Source organism: Amycolatopsis orientalis DSM 40040 = KCTC 9412, assembly GCF_000478275.1.
Taxonomy (GTDB): Bacteria; Actinomycetota; Actinomycetes; order Mycobacteriales; family Pseudonocardiaceae; genus Amycolatopsis; species Amycolatopsis orientalis.
The window spans coordinates 43,419-59,971 of the sequence record NZ_ASJB01000044.1; the positions used below are offsets into that span (position 1 = coordinate 43,419).

Below are 16,553 nucleotides of genomic sequence, written 5' to 3' on the forward strand. Positions count from 1 at the left end.
CGCCACTGTCTGCGGCCCGCAACAACGGCGGCGGGCAGGCGCACCGGTGCCGTCTCCCCGATCTGGGACGGGAGGTGGGAGCGGTGATCGAATTTGTCGAATACGAGCAGCGGATGACGTTCTGCAGCAAGGACGGCGCCTAGCCCGTAACCGGAGGGGAAGAATTGACGAGTCAAGGAGGATGCTGTGGAGCGTCCCAGGATCAAAGTCAAGCACCGGCCGGTGCGACTCGATGACGGCCACGTCCGCATCGGCGGCCGCATCCCCGGGATCGGGACGACGATCCGCGACCCGGACGGCTGGGTGTGGGCGCTGCTGAGCATCCTCGACGGAACGAGGACGGTGGACCAGATCATCACCGAGCTGGTCCACCGTTTCCCCGCCAGGCCCCCAGCCGACGTCGCCGCCGAGGCCGTGGGCGACCTGCGGGTGCTGACCGAGACCGGCTACATCGAGGACGCCGACGAGACCCCACCCCCGGGATTGTCCGCCCGGGAGCAGGAACGCTACAGCCGCAGCCGGGAGCTGTGGCGATGGATGGCCCGGATCGGCCGCCGATCGAGCTGGGACACCCAACTACTGCTGCGCCAGGCCCGGGTCGTCGTCATCGGCGTCGGCGGCACAGGCAGCACCGCAGCTATGGATCTGGCGCTGTCGGGAATCGGGGAGCTGCACTGCGTGGAACCGGACGTGGTCGAACTGTCCAACCTCGCCCGGCAGATCCTGTTCACCGAACGCGATCTGGGCCGGCCGAAACTGGAGGCGGCCGCGCGGGAACTGCGGGCACGCAACTCCGACATCCAGATCACCGGGCAGGCCACGACCGTTACCAGCCCGGCGGCCCTGATCGCCCTGGCGGCCCGGTACGACCTCGTCGTCTTGGCCGCGGACCAGCCGGCGGAGATCCGGACCTGGACCAACCGCGCGTGCCAGGCGACCGGCACTGCCTGGGTCCACGCCGGCTACCACGGTCCGCAGATCAACTACGGCCTGTACCGGCCGGGCACCGGTCCCTGCTACGAGTGCATCGACACGACAGAACGAGAGCGTCACGTCGAGACGACCCCTCCGGCACCGGTGCCGGCATTGCAGGACGTTCAGGCGGGCAACGCGGTGTCGGCTGGGGTGTCCGGGAATCTGGCGGCGCACGCCGCGATGAGCCTGATCACCGGTGTCCCCGATCTGGCCCCCAACCGCGAGTACGCGTTCAACCTCGTCACCCTCGATGGCTACGCGGTATCCACGCTCGACGCGCCGCGACCGGGCTGTCCGGGCTGCGGGCCGCACGCCGCGACAGCCTGACCCACCGGGCTCCTGCCCCTTATTACCATGCCTGGTCAGGGACGAGAGCCGGCGGCGATGCGGGCTTCCAGACCGGTCAGCCGTTCCCGAGTGGGCGCGACGCGGGGATCGTCGAGTGCCGTCAGCACGGTGATGGCCTCGCTCAGGGCTTGCGCCGCGGCGGGCAGGTCGCCGAGGGCCTCCAGTGACGTGCCCAGAGGCAGGAACGTGTCCGCCAGATCAACTCCCGTGTAGTTCAGATTCTGGTAGGCGGTGATCGCCTGCTGGCACAAGCTCACGGCGGTGCCGTGCCGACCCAGCCCCTGGTTCGCCATCGCGATGTCCACCAGTGCGCCCGCCTCGCCGAGCAGATCCCCGGCTTGCCGGCGCAGCGCCAGGCCCTGCTCGGCGTAGCCGAGGGCGTGCTCGAATTCACCCAGCTGAACGCTGAGCCAGCTGAGGTTGCACAGCGCCACCGCTTCCGGCCGTACCTGCCCCGACTGTCGCGCCATCGACGCCGACCGCTGGAAGCAGTCCCGCGCCTCCGGCCACCGCCCCTGCTCACGGCGGATCCGGCCCAGCCCCGACAAACCGATAACCCAACAGGCAGGGTCATCGGTCTCTTCGGCCAAAACCAGCGTGCGCGCAATCACCGCTTCGGCCTCCGCCAGGCGCCCGATCCGGCGTAACGTGATCGCCCGCACGTCCAGTAATAGAGCCTCCACCCCCTGATTCCCGGCGGCGAGCGCGCAGGCCACGCCCACCTCGGTGACCTCCAGATACAAAGCGGCCCACGCGGCACTTCCAACAGCCATGAACTTGCACGCCACCGCCAGGGTCATCGCCGCCACATTCAGCCCGGCAGCGGCGGCGCGGCGGACCGCGGCGACCAGGGTGGCGTGCTCGGCATGCAGCCACACCGCCGCCGCCCCCCGGTCGGTGAACACGACCTCCGGCGCCACCACAGCGACCTCGTCCAGGGTGAATCCGGACAGGACGGGCATCGTCATCTGGTCGGCGTGCCAGGCGGTGCGCGCGTACCAGGCCAGCACTCGCTCCACGGCCGTCCGGCGGTCCTCGGCAGTATCGTCGAGACCAGCGCGGTGGGCAGCGTAGGCGTGCAGCAGATCGTGCATCCGGTACCGCCGGCGCCCCAGCGGCTCGAGCAGATGCAGCTCGGCAAGCACCTCCAGACACCGGTACGCCCCCGTCGGCTCGAGCCCGGTGAGCGCCGCGGCCGCGTCCACCCCGAACTCCGCGCCCGGATGCGCACCCAGGCACCGGAACACCCGTGCCTGCTCCGGCGGCAGCTGGGCATAGGACCAGTCAAACACCGACCGCACCGCGCCACCGATGACGCCGTCACCGCCGAACCCGTTCCCTGGCTCGGATGTCTGCTCGTCGCCGATGTCGGCGGCCACGTCGGCGAGGGTGTAGCGGGGCCGGGCGGCGGCTCGGGTCGCGGCGACCCGCACCGCCAGCGGCAACCCACCACACAACCGCACCAGCTCCGCCACCGCAGCAGGCTCGGCGTCCGCCCTAGCCGCGCCGACGATCCGGCGCAGCAGGACCTGGGACTCAGCGGTCGTGAACAGGCCCAGATCGACCCGGTGCGCGGCCGCAGATACGACCAGGTCAGTCAGGCTGGCGCGGCTAGTCACCACCACCAGACACCCGGGCGTGCCAGGCAGCAGCGGCCGTACCTGCTCGGCAGTGGCGGCGTTGTCCAGCACCACCAGCACCCGCCGCCCCGCCAGCACCGACCGATAGAGCCCTGCCAGCGCATCCAGCTCACCCGGGATCTGCGCCTCGGGAACCCCAAGCGCGGTCAGGAAAGAGGCCAGCACGATCCCCGGCTTTAGCGGCGCACTCGGCCCGAACCCGCGCAGGTTGACGAACAACGTCCCGTCCGGAAACACGTCCTGCACCCGGTGGGCCCACTGGACAACCAGGGTGGTTTTCCCGCCGCCGCCGGTTCCGGCCAGCACCGCCACCACCGCGGCACCACCGGCGTCCTCCCGGCTCGGCAGGAGCGCGTCGAGCGCGGCGAGCTGGGCATCGCGGCCAGTGAAGTCCCGCAACCCTGCGGGCAACTGCCGCGGCACCGGCAGAGACTCGCGCCGCTCCGGTGAGAGAGTCAGGTGCCCGATGGTCCCGGCCTGGACCACGGAGCCAATCACGCTGCCGCTGATCGTGTTCCGCACGCCCGCCCCGTCGGTCACAGCATCAGTCTGCCGTCACCATGCCGCGGCACCAGCCCGCCGCACCTGACCTCACCCTGATGGAGCACCCACTCCGCAACCACGTCGACGCCAGGCCGGCGAAGGCAACGTCGGCCGACGGCCGGGGTCAGAACGAGATCCCCCCGTGGATATCGCGGGCCTGCACGACGTTGCCGCCGACCTGGCCGGATACCTGGTTGGCCACACCGCCAGACCCGGCGTTCTGCTCGACGGTCACCCGATCCCATTCCTCACGCAACCGCACACCGAACGCCGGATCAGCGCCCTGCTTCTCCTCCAGCGCGGCGGCGAGCTCACCTACCTCCTTGGAATCCGCCGCAGCGCCTTCTGCGGCCTCCAGCACCGCGGACGCGTCGGGATCATCTGCGAACTTGGCCTTGATCAGCTGATACAAACCGGCCACCGCACGCCCAGCAACAGCCGCAGCGATCGACACAAGCACAGGCTCAGGCACAGCAATCCTCTCCACCAACACGGACAGCACGCGGTCGACTACCAGCATAGAGACAAGCCTCCACAGGTCCATCTGCTCAATGGCAGGCGGCGAAACCCGGCTCTTCACCCGGCAGCAGGAGTTCGAGCAGACTCAATTGGGATATCCGCTCTTCGGCATGAGCGTGCGCTTGGCCTTCCTTCGGCCGGCTTGCGGCATGAGCGGATGTTGGCTACGCGACGGTCCTGTGCTGCCGCGGCGGGTGCGGCGGGCGGAGTCCAGAAAGGCCTCGCCCGAGAACTCAACCGAAGGACCGGCTCGAGCATGAGTTCAGCTGGGTTCGCCCCGGGCCCTCTGGTTCGTCCTTAGCGGCCAGCGGGCTGGACGATGTTCGGGCCGCCGGTATGAGGTGTCGGAACGTAGCCTTGCGCCGACGCCGGCAGCGCCGCCACGCAGTCCGCGGAACACGCGTTCACCAGCAGCGGCAGCACGTCGGTACCGACCCGGCGGGAAACCCACACCTGATGCAGTTCTCGATCGATCAGCCTGTCGCAGACGCTGCATGTCCGTACGACCGTGGTGCCCCACACGCCCGGATCGAGCTCGGCGAAGTCCGTCTGGTCGGCGTGGGTCACCGGCCGCAACGCCGGAAACGGTGGCCGGAACTTGACGTTGCCGTAGAGGACACGGGTGCTCACCGTGCTGTCGATGACTCTTGCACACCTGGTGAGTTCATACGGGTACCAGTGCAGCCGGTGCGACGTATAGGGCTCGAACACCTCAAGGCTGGTCATCGCTCCGATCTCGGGTGGCAGGCGGACCAGGTTCGTGCCGTACAGGACCAGGCGCGTGACCGCGGTCAGCTTCGCGATCGTGGACGGCAACGTGATGATCTGCCGCCGTTCCACGGCGCTCATCTCCGTGAACGGGGCGAACTCCGTCCGACCATCCTCGGCAGCCTCGTCGATCAGCGACAGTAGGTGCTGCCAGCCCTCTGCCGCTTGGTCTTGTGTGTCCTTATGGAAGGAGACGGTCACCGGTCGGGTCGTCTTCGAATAGCCGACGCACCGGCAGTGATCCCGATCGGCTCCATCTTGCGGAGCTCCGATGGCGTCGGCGAACCGGTTGAGGAACACCTGCGGCGCGTTCTCGTCTGTCGACACCTGTGAAGCGTATCGACGATGGCCGGTAACAGTTGCCACCGCTACGACCCGCAGGGCGCCAACCTCCTCTCATCGGCATGAGCGCGTGTCCAGACAGATGAACACTCAGCGGCATGAGCGCGCGATGGTTGTGTATCACCTTGTCGCGCTCGCGCGTTCTGAATCGACTTGGTTAAGTTGCTGCTCCCTCGACGAGCCGGCCGCTTTGCACGGCGGTACTTCGCGGCCCCAAGCTGATCCTGTAACTGCTGGAGCGCTGGCGGCGACCTACCTTCTGGCTCGTGCTTCAGTGGACTGCGTGATGCAACAGGAGTAGTACGTGAATCTCGGACTCGTCATTGGCGCTGCGGGACTACTGATGGCCGCGATTGCCCTTCCTGTGACCTGGGCCAACTTGCGCCGAGGGCGCGGTGAACAGACCTCCATCGGGTTTCGTCAAGCGTCCGAATATGTTCGTGCGCATCAACCACGCCTATACGAGCTCGCAGTCACCAGCCTTCCGGAGAGCTGGCGAGCCGACGGAATTCCGATGATCACACGGCCAAACTGGATACTTTCCAGCCCGAAGGCCGCTGAATCGGTGCAGCTAATCTGGCAGGAGAAGCCGCCGGAAGGTGATCGACTCGAGGGTTCGCGGCGTCGTGCTCGCGGTATAATGCCGCGGCACAATGACGGCTCGCCGTACGCGACCTACAGCCACGCGCTAGTTGAGCTCGGTGGAATGACACAGCTATACAACGGGTGGACTTACCGGCCGGTCGCGATCGACGCGGTGGCTGACCATCTACAGCTTACCTTCACCTCTGGGCGCTATTTCGATCATCTCGACACGACAGAAGTGCTCGCTTACGAGGCAGCGAAGCGGGATCATGCTCGCAGACATCTGCCGCTAGCAGGGCCCTACCGGCGTTATCTCGAAAATCCGTTCGATCTGTCGCGGCGATCGACGAGTCTGGGCACGTGCACCCTCACGCTCCGGGTGGGAAACAGCACGTGTGGCTTCTACATGCACCAGCGCAACAGCGGCGGCCTGATTGTTGGTCCGGATATCCTTCATGTTGTTCCCGCCGGGGAATTCACTCCAGCCGATATCGGGCTTGAGTCACGGCAATCTGACTTCGATATCTGGCGCACAGTCATGCGCGAGTTTGCCGAAGAATTCCTTGACATCGAGGAGGCTTACGGTCGAGGCGGCAGGCCTCTTGACTATGAGCATGACGCGCCTTTTAGTAAGCTCGTCGCCGGGCGAAGATTGGGAAGTGTGCGCCTGAGCGTGCTTGGGCTCGGCCTTGATCCGCTGACTTGGAAACCTGAATTACTCATGGCCTGCGCGATCGATGATGAAGTCTTCGACGATATCTTCGCCGACCTCGTTGCGAATGGTCGGGAAGGTACGATTCTGGTCGGCCCCAACGGCCACGGTATCCCATTCACGGCCGAGAATGTTGGTCGCTACAGCGAGATTCCCCATACCCGCTGCTCGGCGCGCAGCTGCCTGATCCTGGCTTGGCGCCACCGTGTCGAACTCCGCCTTGGCGGGTAAGTACGGGCGGCGTCCGCACTTCGGCATGAGCGGACGTACAACGGGTCGCGCGCCCTGTGGCACGGGCATATGGTGCAACGCTAGAAGTGCCGGTTCCAGTGGCTTCCGAGGCATGTTCGTGTGGCGCTGCCGCCGGGTGGAAGGTCGAGGGTGTCGATCAGGGTTCGGTCTCTGTCGATGGCGTGGTGCAGGTGCCCGATCTTGCCGGTCCCGCTGTCCGCGTCGGAAGCGCCGATGAGCTGCCACACGCCGTCATCGGCGTCATGCTGGACAAGCAGAATCGGCTCGCTGCCTTCGAAGATCTCAAGGGTCTGGATACAGGTGGTACGCAGAAGCCAGTGCCTCATCCACCAAGCCCGCCGGTCGCGCTGCATGATCTGGTCGGCGACCCACCAGATGAACGGCAGGTCCTCGTGGGCACGTGCCTCTTCCGCGGTGAGGTCCGGGCCGCCCTGCGGCACCTGCTCGAACGGGTCGCCGGTCAGCGAGAAAGCATGCCCGTCGTCGTGTTCGAAGATGACGGCATGGAAGGTTCCGCCGCCAGGGTTGCCGGCACCGATCCCGACCGACAAGTGAGCGACATGCGGGTCCGCCCCGGTCGTCCAGCCGAGCGCGTACGACGCCAGCTCGCCCTGCGGCCCGACGAACTCCCCGAACGCGCGCCGGTCCATTCCTGTCACTGTGTCTGTCGGCAGCTCGACCAGCGCACCCTCTAGCACCTGGATATCCACCACCGCACGGTAGCCGATCAAGCATCCGAACAGCCCCGTTCGTACTGGTGAACGGCTGCAGGAGGAGCGAGGGCCGGTGCGGCTCACACGGATCCAGTCTTGTCTACTGCCTAATCTTGACGACGGTGGCGCCCTGCTGCTGGTGGGTCTGCCAGTAGTTCGCTCCGGCCTGCACCAGCAGGTTAAGGCAGCCTTCGCAGAGCACGTGCGGTTTGTCGATTTCCTTCTTGCCGCACTTGAAACAGAGCCGTTGAGAGCTGTCGTTGTTCTCCACGCCGCGGATCATAGGTCGGCTCACCGACACACTCCGCATAGGAACACGGTCATGGCGACCGGGTTCACACGGTTGACCAGTGTGTCGATCGACCAGGGTATTCGCCGCGGCTAGGTAGGTCCCAGAGCAGGCGTCGCGATGGCCATCGATGCACTCCGCGGTCAGCATCGACCGGCGGACTAGCTGCGAACACGCAGCGGCCGGTTGCTGTGCTCGACAGCGCGGAGGAGCTGGCCGACGGTTTCGGACACCGCCGACCCCCAGCCTGACACCGGTCACCTTCTCGGCACGTCGCGCTCGTGCTGCTCGAATGAGGTCGACAACTGCGGCCGATCGGGTAGGTGGATCAGCAGATCCGCTTCGGTGGCGGTGTCCTCGGTTGCGGCACGAGGTGGGCGGGCTGGGCGACGTCGGCATCGGCGACGCCGCCCAGCTGGGGTACCCACCCACCCCGAGGAAGTCCCGGGGCGGATCGATCATGACATCGACCACCGACACATCGTGGCAGTCGGTGTGGCAGAAGCGAGGCGGATGCGGTCCACGCAGCCGCTCAGCCGATGCCTGTCCTCGCGAGGCGGCGTGGTCGCCGCGTGTGCAGCGACCACCGGGCCGGTGTATCCGACGTCGGAGTTCACTCGCGGAGCAGTTCACCCCCGGTCTTCCCCAGTCGGGCCGCTGTTTGCCGCGGTCGGATGGATGCCGCGAGCAGGATGCCAGGCCCTGTATTCCGGCTCCACGCGATGCCGTGGCTCTGCCGGTTGTGGGGTTTCAGGACAGGAGGTGCGAGTATCCCCGGGCGGTGGCGGGTGCTGCCGGCCGGGGACGCTGATCCGATCTCTCGGGGCGGTCGAGGTAGGTCTAGCCGAGCAGGACCGCCCGCGCGAGTCACAGATCCGGTCGTCGACGCGGCCGATGCCGACGCCGGCGCGGTGAATCCGATGGGTGCGGCACGAAACCCGGGCATCGCAGAGGCGGCTCGCGGGCGAGGCAGACGTCGTGGCCGAGGCCGGTTTCCGTGTTCGGCCGGTGCCGTGCGTGGTCCAGGGTGGCAGCGTCCGCCGGGTCGGGCACCCGCTGTCCATCTGGGCCGCCGGTCCGGGTGAGAACTCTCGTTCAGGCCGCTGTCCGGCTCCAGGAGAGGGCCGTGCGGAGTGCGGTGATCAGGGCTTCGTCGTCGGCGAAGGAGGGTTCCTCGCCGACGGGTAGCCAGACCTCACCGACGACGTGGTCGCCGTGGTGATGGATGAGCGCGATACCCGGGTAGGAGAGAGTGGCAGGGTGGCCGTCGATGTCGTCGACCGTCACCGTCCTGTCGAGTAAACGTAGTTGGACAACGCGATCGGACCGCACAGGCCACACCTCCTTGGTTTGACGTCCCTGTTATGTCGCATTCCGGCGTGCGCATGTAACAGCTGCAGCCGGGTGTTTGGGAGGAATCCGGTGGTATCACCCTGTCCGGCGACGTAATCGGGCGTGTTTAGGCCGTTCGGATTACCGTCGGTGCAGGCTGAGGTCGAGTGGCTCGTCCTGGTCTGTGGGGTGGTGGGAGGTCGTGATGGCGCGGGAGTCGGCAGGCGGCCGAGGCGACGCCGGAGCGGGTGTTCCGGGGTGGGTGGAGCCGATGCTGGCCACGACGGACGGTGGCCGGCTGCGTGAGGGGCCGCAGTGGGCGTATGAGTACAAACTCGACGGCTACCGGGCGTGCATGAGGATCGCCACCGACGGCGCCACGGTGCTGACCAGCCGTAACGGGATCGACTTCACCGACGAGTTCGCAGACCTGACCGGTGTCCTCACCGAGTGCCTTGAGGGGCGGAGCGCTGTGCTCGACGGTGAGATCGTCGCCTACAACGACGACGGTCAGATCGACTTCGGATTGCTGCAGGAGCGCCGAGGCCGCTACCAGACCCATCGCAGCTCTGTTCGCCGCGGGGAGCCGTTCGAGGACATACCGGTGCGGTTCTTGGTGTTCGACCTGCTGCAGCTCGGCGGCGTCTCGTTGCTGCGTGAGCCGTACGACGAGCGACGACGACAGCTGACGCGGCTGTCGATGCCTGATCCGTACCGGGTGGAGGTGGTGCGCGCGTTCACCTTCACCGGCCTCGCCGCTGATCGCCGGACCCCGCGCCATCTGCTCGATCACGTGAAGACCAGTGGTCACGAGGGCGTGATCGCGAAGCTCCGCACCTCCGCGTACACGCCGGGTCGTCGTAGCGGCGCGTGGCTGAAACACCCGCTGACCCAGACCACCGAGGTGATCATCTGCGGATACCGGCCAGGACAAGGCCGGATCACCGGCCGGATGGGCGGGCTCCTGCTGGGCGCCCACGACCCCGACACCGGCGACCTGGTCTACATCGGGGACGTCGGGACCGGGTTCACCGAGGACGAACGCGGCAGGCTCCAGGCGCGGCTGGAGAGCCTGGAGCAGAAACGGCACCCGTTCGCCGTGGCGCCGCCTCGGGCCGATGTCGACCGGGCCCACTGGGTCCGGCCGGAGATGGTGGGGGAGGTGGTGTTCCGGCAGTTCACCCGCGGCGCCGGCCGCCTGCGGCACACCGCGTGGCGAGGACTGCGCGAGGACAAGAAACCCGCCGACGTGCTCCTCCCGCACCGTCCACACCCTGGTGCCGCCGAGACCGCACCGCCGGTGTCCTCACCCGGCCCCACCAGCGGCCGGGTGAAAGAGGCCGCACCCGACGAGGAACAGTCCGCCGTCGCGTCGCCACCGGTGGGACCGCGGATCACGGTGCAGGCAGGAAAGCGCCGGCTCACGCTGTCCAATCTGGACAAGCCGCTCTATCAGGACGGGTTCACCAAAGGGGAGGTCATCAACTACTACTCCCGCATCACTCCGGTCCTGTTGCCGCATCTGGCCGGGCGCCCGGTGACGTTCATCCGTTTCCCCGACGGTGTCGGAGGTCAACAGTTCATCGAGAAGAACGTCCCCCAGGGCGCCCCCGCGTGGCTGCCCACCATCCGGATCGCGCGCAGCGGGACCCGCGGTTCGGGAGAGCCGATCACCTACGCGTTGCTGGACGAGCTCGCCGCTGTTGTGTGGGCGGCGAACATGGCCGCCCTCGAACTCCACGTTCCACAATGGACCGCCGCCGCCGATGGGACCCGTCTCCCGCCGGACCGGCTGGTGTTCGACCTCGACCCCGGGCCGGAAACCTCGATCGTGGACTGTTGCCGTGTCGCCGAACGACTCCACGACGTCCTGGCCGCCGATGGGCTGACCCCTCTGGCGAAGACCTCCGGGTCGAAAGGCATGCAGCTTTACTGCGCCATCATCACCGACGATCCCGCCGCCCCGTCCGCCTACGCCAAGAAACTCGCGCAACGGCTGGCGCGGGAAACACCGGATCGGGTGACCGCGGTGATGGCCAAAGCCCAGCGGACGGGGCGGGTGTTCATTGACTGGTCGCAGAACAACCCCGCCAAAACCACTATCGCCCCGTACTCTCTGCGCGGCCGCGACCATCCCACCGTCTCCACCCCGGTCACCTGGGACGAGGTCCGCGGCTGCCGCCGAGCGACACAGCTGGTGTTCACCGCCGACGACGTCCTCGACCGCGTCAACGACCACGGAGACCTGCTCGCCGACCTCGACACCACGCGAATGGCGCTGCCTTAGCGCCACAACGGTCCGGATCGAACACGCGTCGCTACCCACGTCAGCTGGAACGCTCGCCTTCTACCCGGCAGACCCGCGGCAGCACCTCCGTACCCACCCGCCCGTTGTGTCCCACGAGACCCGATCGGATGACGTTCGGACAGTCACGAGTCCGGGTATCCAGTGGTCGTCGGCGACCACGCGCGGAGAGGAGTTCAGCGGTGCAGGGTGACATCGAGACGTACTTCGAGGACGGGCAGTGGAAGAACAAGGTCGAGGGCAGCACACGCGCGGCCAGTACTCATGACACCAAGGCCGAAGCTGTGGAGAAAGGCCGTGACATGGCGCGGGAACGCAAGGTCGAGCACTTCATCCGGAAGCAGGACGGCCAGATCGGCGAGCGCAACACCTACGGCCACGACCCCCGCAACATACACGGCTGAGCAGCCGAAGGAACGTCCGCAAGCGCGCGACGTTTAACCACACCGCGCCCGATCGCCGACGCGATGAAGAGGTACGTCGGCTACGGTCACTGAACCGCTTGCACGACGAAAGAGGGGGTACGCGGCGAATGTTCGCCGCGTAGCCCTTCTTTCTTGTGCTGGACTGTCAGCCCTCGCGATTCGCCATCCGGATCAACCTCCCTCGATCGCGCTACTGGACTCTCCAGTGTTGGTCACGACGTCAACGGCGGTACAGGCTCCGAACGAGGGAAGACCGCGATCGTCGGTCGGCCCGGCTGATCAACTCCGCCACCAATCGCTACCACTCGACACTGCGGGACCGGCGAGCGAGCGCACTCGGCAGCCTGTAGCCCATCTTCGGCTTCAGCGGCGGCCGTGGTCGACCACTGAGACGCCGACTCGCGACCAAGCGGACCGCGAGTGGACCCGCCAACTGCCTTCCATCTCGCGCTAGTGGCGGTCCAACGTCCAGCTGTATCTATGCATTTTGAATGCGCCGTCATCGAGCGTGGCGGTCAACTCGATGCTGTACCGACCGGCTGGCATCGGGCCAGGATTCATTCCCAGGTAGATGGTGCCTGGAACGCCGCAAGTGTTTGTCTCCCCCTTTTCTTCGTACTTAGACGTCATCCCGTACGCGATCCAGGAGATGCGGCACCCTGATGTGAACTCGCCCAGGTTGTCGAACATCTTGACGATCACTCCAACGCACGGTTTGACCGAGTCGTCTCCGCAGGCGACGGCCCGGTCCTTGCCTCGGGCGAACTCCGGGGCAAGACCGACGCTGATCTGTAACCGGCCCGGCTCCGGTCCAGCTTCGGGCTCGCTGTCCACCGCGTGATCGTCACGTACTGCGCCCTCGACCACCACCGTCGAGGGCGCACTGCCCGGGGCGGCGACTCTCTTCTCGTCCTCGCCGAACAGGCGCTCGAAGAATCCGGCCGTACCGTCGATATTCGCCAACAGGGCGAGCGTGGCGAAGGCGAACATCCAAAGCCCCCAATACCAGCGCCTCGGTGCCTGGTGGTACGTCATCCACCCAGTATCCCCCACATCGGGAAACCGACACCGGCATTCCGATCTGCTTCGACGGCGTGGCGGATCAGCCAGCGGCCACACTCGACCCCGTCCCAGGAACCTGCCAGCCGGTTCACAGCAGGCTCGCCTGCTGGAGCTTGACGGCCCCGGTGGCCAGGCCGCTGGCCTCAGCTGGCTGACCCGTGCGGGTGGCTTGAAAGGCGGAGTGATGCCGCCTAGCCGAAGACCGACCGCCGCGGCCGCACCGGCGGCCGAAGTGCGCTGACCTCGCATTTCGTGCACACTGTCAAACTTCTCTCATGGAAACAACATCCTGGGACGGTCGCCGCTTGGTTGACGAGCGCACGGGGGACACTACTTACCGGATCCGCGGCGAGCGGGTTGTCGATGAGGTCACCGGTCAAACCACGTACCGGATCCGGGACGTACGGCTCGTCGACGAGCGCACAGGGAACACGGCCTATCGGATCCGCGATGAGCGGGTCGTTGATGAGAACACTGGCCACACCGCCTACCGGATCAGAGGCTGATGAAGATCGCCTCGCGGAAACGCTCTGTTCCGCCCGGCATCAGCGCCAGCTGTCCAGTGGATCGACCGCCGATCGGGTGATGTCGGACGTTGTGACCGTGACATCGACCAGGGTGCTCGCGAGGTAGGGAAGGACGAAGCCGTATCCAGCGGTGTCGTGCTCCTCCTCCCCCTTGGTGTGAGCCCGTTCTGGCGTGAAAGGCCAAAAAGTTTCATGCCTCCGGTACTCCCGGACAACAAAACCGGCGATCGCGGACATCCTGCTCCTCGAGGGGACCGTGGATCGCCGACGTCGAGCGAGCGTCCGGCAACGCCGGGCCACTCGACGTGCATCCCGGCCTCCCCCGAGGAGGCATTGGAGAAGTTCACCAAGTTCGTCATCGGCTCCACGGAGCTGTTGGTGAGCCATGCCCGTGCTGGTGGGACTGACTTCCATCTCGCGGAGGACTTCGTCCAGACCGCCCACGAGCTCTTGTGGACGCGGTGGATGCGCACCGGCGAACTGACTACTAACTTCGCGTACTCGCGCACGATCGTGGACCGGGTCAAGATCAGCTACTTCCGGACCAAGAAGAACACCAAGGCCGTTCCCACCGAGCTCTCCGCCGAGCTTCCGGTGCCGGATACAGCCGACAGCGAGGACGCCTTCACCTACACCGAAGCCTTCCGGCAGGCGGTCGAACGCCTGCCTCCTCGGCAACGTCTGGTCATCGAGCTAACGCTCTACGACCAGCTTGAGGTGCCGGAGATCGCGGAACGGCTGCAACTCAATCCTCGGACAGTGAGCAACTACCGATCGCTGGCCAAGGACCGGCTGATTGCGGAATTCCGAGCGATGCACTGAGGAGTGACATGGACGTAACCCAGCTCTCTGGCTGGAACGTCACCGATTGCTCCGAGGTTGCCAGGCAGGACGTCCGGCCGCTGATCGACCGCGTGATCACCACTGCGCGTGACTCGATCCCGGCCGGCGTCCCGCCTTACCTCGCAGCCCCAGCCAGGAGCGACACCACTGTCGCCCCCGTACCGGGCAATCGCGTGACGCTCGATCAGAAGAAAGAACTGGACCAACTGCAAGAACAAGCGAGAGGAGGTGATGCAGCGAGCGCTCGCCGAGCGGCGGAACTCCACGAGTTGCTCGACGACATGAACACCGCGGCCACCTGGTGGCGTCTCGCCGCCAAGCTGGGTGACCCAGACGCCGAGGACTACGTCCGAGAGATCCTCGGTCAGTAACACCACAAAGGGGAGAAGGATCGCCAAGCAGCGAGTGCCCGCTCGCTGCCGTCTGGTCGAGGCCGACTGACCGGCATCGGCCGGAGATGAAGAAGTCCGACACAAGCCATCGAGGAGGGCTTGCTGTGTCGGACCAGAAAGTGATCGACTGGTCGCTAACATGCCCACCATGGCGCACATGTGATGTTCCGAGGGGGTCCATCACATAGTCGCGGCGGCCTGCTCATTCCCGTGCACGCAACAACCTTGAGAAGGAAAAGAACATGACGACCGTAGCGCTACTTCATGCTTTCAGAGCGGATCGCTTCCTGTCCAGACGACTGCAGTGACCGTGCAGCGCGGTCGACACGGTGCAGCGGTGACCCCACGAGGCGAGAGGAACTTGGACGTCTCCGTCGGCGGAACCGCTGTCACTGGTGAGTAGCAGCTCGACTGCGCCGTCACAGTCGTAGTTACTTCGCCCCCGCACGAATATGTGCCGTCTATTCGACCAGGGCGGAGATACAGAGCAGATGAATCGGTCCCGGCGAATGGCAGTCGCCGGGACCGATTCATCTTCCGGCCGTGACATCAACGGTCTCGATCTCGTATTTCCCGGTAAGCGCAACATATCCGCGCGGTATCAACCCGATGCTGCCCCGAGCACACCGAGGACCGAGATGTCCACACAGACCACCCCCAGCACACCCGACCCCGCCACACCGCCCTCGGCCTGGCGTTGGATCGGCCGATGGGTCCGCGACCCGACAATCGGCCGGGACTGCCTTCTCGCTCTGGCCATGCTCCTGGTTACCCTCATCGCCCTGGCGCTGGCCTGCGTGATCCTGCTCGTACCGCACGCCGTGAAGATCCTCTCCGGGCTCGTCGCCGGCGGCCTGGGTCTGTACGGCTACCGGCTCCTCCGCCGAAACCAGAGCCGCCGCAAGAAAAGCTGACACGGAGCTGCGTTCGTCGTGGTGCCGCTCGCCGAGGGCGATCTCAGCGAGCTGGAACGGCTTCCCGACCTTCTCGGGAAGCTGGTCCAGCCGAGGTGATCAGTTGAGTTGAGCTGCGATTTTGCGATCGGCGCGGGCCCAGAGTTTGACCTGGGGCCACGACAGCCGCAGTGGTCCGGTGGTTGTGGCGGAGATACGTGACCTGCCCAAGCGGCTTAAGCCACGCCTGCAGGGCGACTGCGGAACAAGGGTGGGCCATCGTATCGTGCGCATGACTGTCACGTAAGTACTGCCTGATTGTGAATCGTGACCCTCCGGGCCAATGAACGAGTCGCGCGTCTCACGTCAAAAGGTCCATCCTTCGAGCTAACTGTGAATGCACAAAAAGTACTGCTTTTGTGCGTAAGCTTCACGCGTTTGGGTTTACTCGTTCTCGAACGAGTGATTGCGCGATCTGCGGTGAGACTTTGTGTGGTCGACCGGCTGATGTTGGCGACTGAACACTCAGCGGGCATGCGGTCACTCGTCATCATCCCCGGGGGAGCCGGAGGACGCGCCCTGGGGACTTGGCCGTAGGGCACCGTTCCAGGGGCGGCCGCTCGGCTTCGTACTTGCATCTCCGATCGAACGAAAAAACCGCAGGTCAAGAGCAGAGCAAGACCGCTGCGTCACAAAGGGAAGCGCCACGCCGACAAAGGTGTGACGATCCGTGCTGCCGAACTTATGCCGTGCGTCGCACCTCCCTCGCCCGGGGCATTCACAGGCCAGCGTTGCCGCAGAGCGAGTCATCCATGCCGACCTGTCGTTGACAAGTAGCGAGAGTCGGTGAGCTTTCGTTAACAGCCATCCGGGTCCATCCGGAAGGCCTGACCGCCGTAGTCCGGATGGGGTCGGATGGGCACGACTACCGGTTGGCTTGTGCGCTTGCTCAGCATTGGTGTTGGATCGTTCTCCAGCCGCACCGAACTGTGCACCCTGAATCTCGACGGGTTGAAGCCCGCTCTGGTGATCACAGGAACGGACCCGGTTCTAGTTGCCCGTATCAATAAGGACCGCGGAAATCCGCG

At 66.0% G+C, this 16,553-nt stretch carries 17 protein-coding genes; 8 read left to right on the plus strand and 9 right to left on the minus strand.

The genetic code is table 11. The annotated features are described in order from the left end of the window. Positions 1-186: 186 nt before the first annotated feature. A complete protein-coding gene (locus L324_RS13405) occupies positions 187-1,302 on the plus strand; it encodes a ThiF family adenylyltransferase (RefSeq protein ID WP_037306925.1) in 1,116 nt (371 codons plus the stop codon). Between the two features lie 35 nt (positions 1,303-1,337). Here the strand turns inward: L324_RS13405 and L324_RS13410 are convergent, their stop codons facing one another. The 3 genes from L324_RS13410 to L324_RS13420 all read right to left on the minus strand — a co-directional run bounded on the left by L324_RS13410 (position 1,338) and on the right by L324_RS13420 (position 4,994). Then, on the minus strand, positions 1,338-3,503 hold the full coding sequence (locus tag L324_RS13410; RefSeq protein ID WP_051173887.1) for a tetratricopeptide repeat protein: 2,166 nt from the start codon (positions 3,501-3,503) through the stop codon (positions 1,338-1,340). Between the two features lie 127 nt (positions 3,504-3,630). Further along, positions 3,631-4,026 carry a hypothetical protein gene (locus tag L324_RS13415; RefSeq protein WP_235783520.1) on the minus strand — a complete coding sequence of 132 codons (396 nt, stop codon included), beginning with the start codon at positions 4,024-4,026 and terminating at the stop codon, positions 3,631-3,633. Positions 4,027-4,322: 296 nt separating this feature from the next. Then, on the minus strand, positions 4,323-4,994 hold the full coding sequence (locus L324_RS13420) for a hypothetical protein (RefSeq protein WP_037307121.1): 672 nt from the start codon (positions 4,992-4,994) through the stop codon (positions 4,323-4,325). Between the two features lie 445 nt (positions 4,995-5,439). Here L324_RS13420 and L324_RS13425 point away from each other — a divergent pair, with 445 nt between their 5' ends. Beyond that, positions 5,440-6,663, plus strand: coding sequence for a hypothetical protein (locus tag L324_RS13425; protein WP_152546833.1), 1,224 nt, complete (start codon positions 5,440-5,442; stop codon positions 6,661-6,663). An 80-nt stretch (positions 6,664-6,743) separates the two neighbouring features. Here the strand turns inward: L324_RS13425 and L324_RS13430 are convergent, their stop codons facing one another. The 3 genes from L324_RS13430 to L324_RS42975 all read right to left on the minus strand — a co-directional run bounded on the left by L324_RS13430 (position 6,744) and on the right by L324_RS42975 (position 8,973). Continuing rightward, the gene (locus L324_RS13430) at positions 6,744-7,394 is read right to left on the minus strand and encodes a hypothetical protein (RefSeq protein ID WP_037307124.1); all 651 of its coding nucleotides are present in this window, start codon (positions 7,392-7,394) and stop codon (positions 6,744-6,746) included. Positions 7,395-7,497: 103 nt separating this feature from the next. Next, entirely contained in the window at positions 7,498-7,668 is a 171-nt protein-coding gene (locus tag L324_RS42775) for a hypothetical protein (RefSeq protein WP_161780852.1), read from the minus strand. Between the two features lie 1,113 nt (positions 7,669-8,781). Continuing rightward, positions 8,782-8,973, minus strand: coding sequence for a hypothetical protein (locus L324_RS42975; RefSeq protein ID WP_051173888.1), 192 nt, complete (start codon positions 8,971-8,973; stop codon positions 8,782-8,784). 316 nt (positions 8,974-9,289) lie between these two features. On the opposite strand from L324_RS42975, the gene ligD reads away from it, so the two are divergent. Together ligD and L324_RS13450 are read left to right on the plus strand one after the other, a co-directional pair. Then, on the plus strand, positions 9,290-11,305 hold the full coding sequence (ligD, locus tag L324_RS41615) for a DNA ligase D (RefSeq protein ID WP_438938452.1): 2,016 nt from the start codon (positions 9,290-9,292) through the stop codon (positions 11,303-11,305). Positions 11,306-11,505: 200 nt separating this feature from the next. Beyond that, positions 11,506-11,727, plus strand: a complete 222-nt coding sequence (locus L324_RS13450) for a DUF2188 domain-containing protein (protein WP_037306934.1) — start codon at positions 11,506-11,508, stop codon at positions 11,725-11,727. A 471-nt stretch (positions 11,728-12,198) separates the two neighbouring features. On the opposite strand, the gene L324_RS13455 is transcribed toward L324_RS13450, so the two are convergent. Beyond that, a complete protein-coding gene (locus tag L324_RS13455; RefSeq protein WP_037306935.1) occupies positions 12,199-12,783 on the minus strand; it encodes a hypothetical protein in 585 nt (194 codons plus the stop codon). 302 nt (positions 12,784-13,085) lie between these two features. On the opposite strand from L324_RS13455, the gene L324_RS42980 reads away from it, so the two are divergent. Next, the gene (locus L324_RS42980) at positions 13,086-13,316 is read left to right on the plus strand and encodes a hypothetical protein (RefSeq protein WP_152546834.1); all 231 of its coding nucleotides are present in this window, start codon (positions 13,086-13,088) and stop codon (positions 13,314-13,316) included. A 39-nt stretch (positions 13,317-13,355) separates the two neighbouring features. Here the strand turns inward: L324_RS42980 and L324_RS42780 are convergent, their stop codons facing one another. After that, the gene (locus L324_RS42780; protein WP_037306939.1) at positions 13,356-13,574 is read right to left on the minus strand and encodes a hypothetical protein; all 219 of its coding nucleotides are present in this window, start codon (positions 13,572-13,574) and stop codon (positions 13,356-13,358) included. A gap of 96 nt (positions 13,575-13,670) precedes the next feature. Here L324_RS42780 and L324_RS13470 point away from each other — a divergent pair, with 96 nt between their 5' ends. From L324_RS13470 to L324_RS42785, 3 genes are all read left to right on the plus strand, one after another. After that, on the plus strand, positions 13,671-14,159 hold the full coding sequence (locus L324_RS13470; RefSeq protein ID WP_037306941.1) for an RNA polymerase sigma factor: 489 nt from the start codon (positions 13,671-13,673) through the stop codon (positions 14,157-14,159). Positions 14,160-14,167: 8 nt separating this feature from the next. Next, positions 14,168-14,551, plus strand: coding sequence for an SEL1-like repeat protein (locus L324_RS13475; RefSeq protein ID WP_037306943.1), 384 nt, complete (start codon positions 14,168-14,170; stop codon positions 14,549-14,551). A gap of 779 nt (positions 14,552-15,330) precedes the next feature. Then, positions 15,331-15,486 carry a hypothetical protein gene (locus L324_RS42785; protein WP_161780853.1) on the plus strand — a complete coding sequence of 52 codons (156 nt, stop codon included), beginning with the start codon at positions 15,331-15,333 and terminating at the stop codon, positions 15,484-15,486. Positions 15,487-15,585: 99 nt separating this feature from the next. Here the strand turns inward: L324_RS42785 and L324_RS44435 are convergent, their stop codons facing one another. Then, positions 15,586-15,759 (minus strand): hypothetical protein, encoded by a 174-nt coding sequence (locus L324_RS44435; protein WP_499698309.1) that lies wholly within the window; start codon positions 15,757-15,759, stop codon positions 15,586-15,588. Between the last annotated feature and the right edge of the window lie 794 nt (positions 15,760-16,553).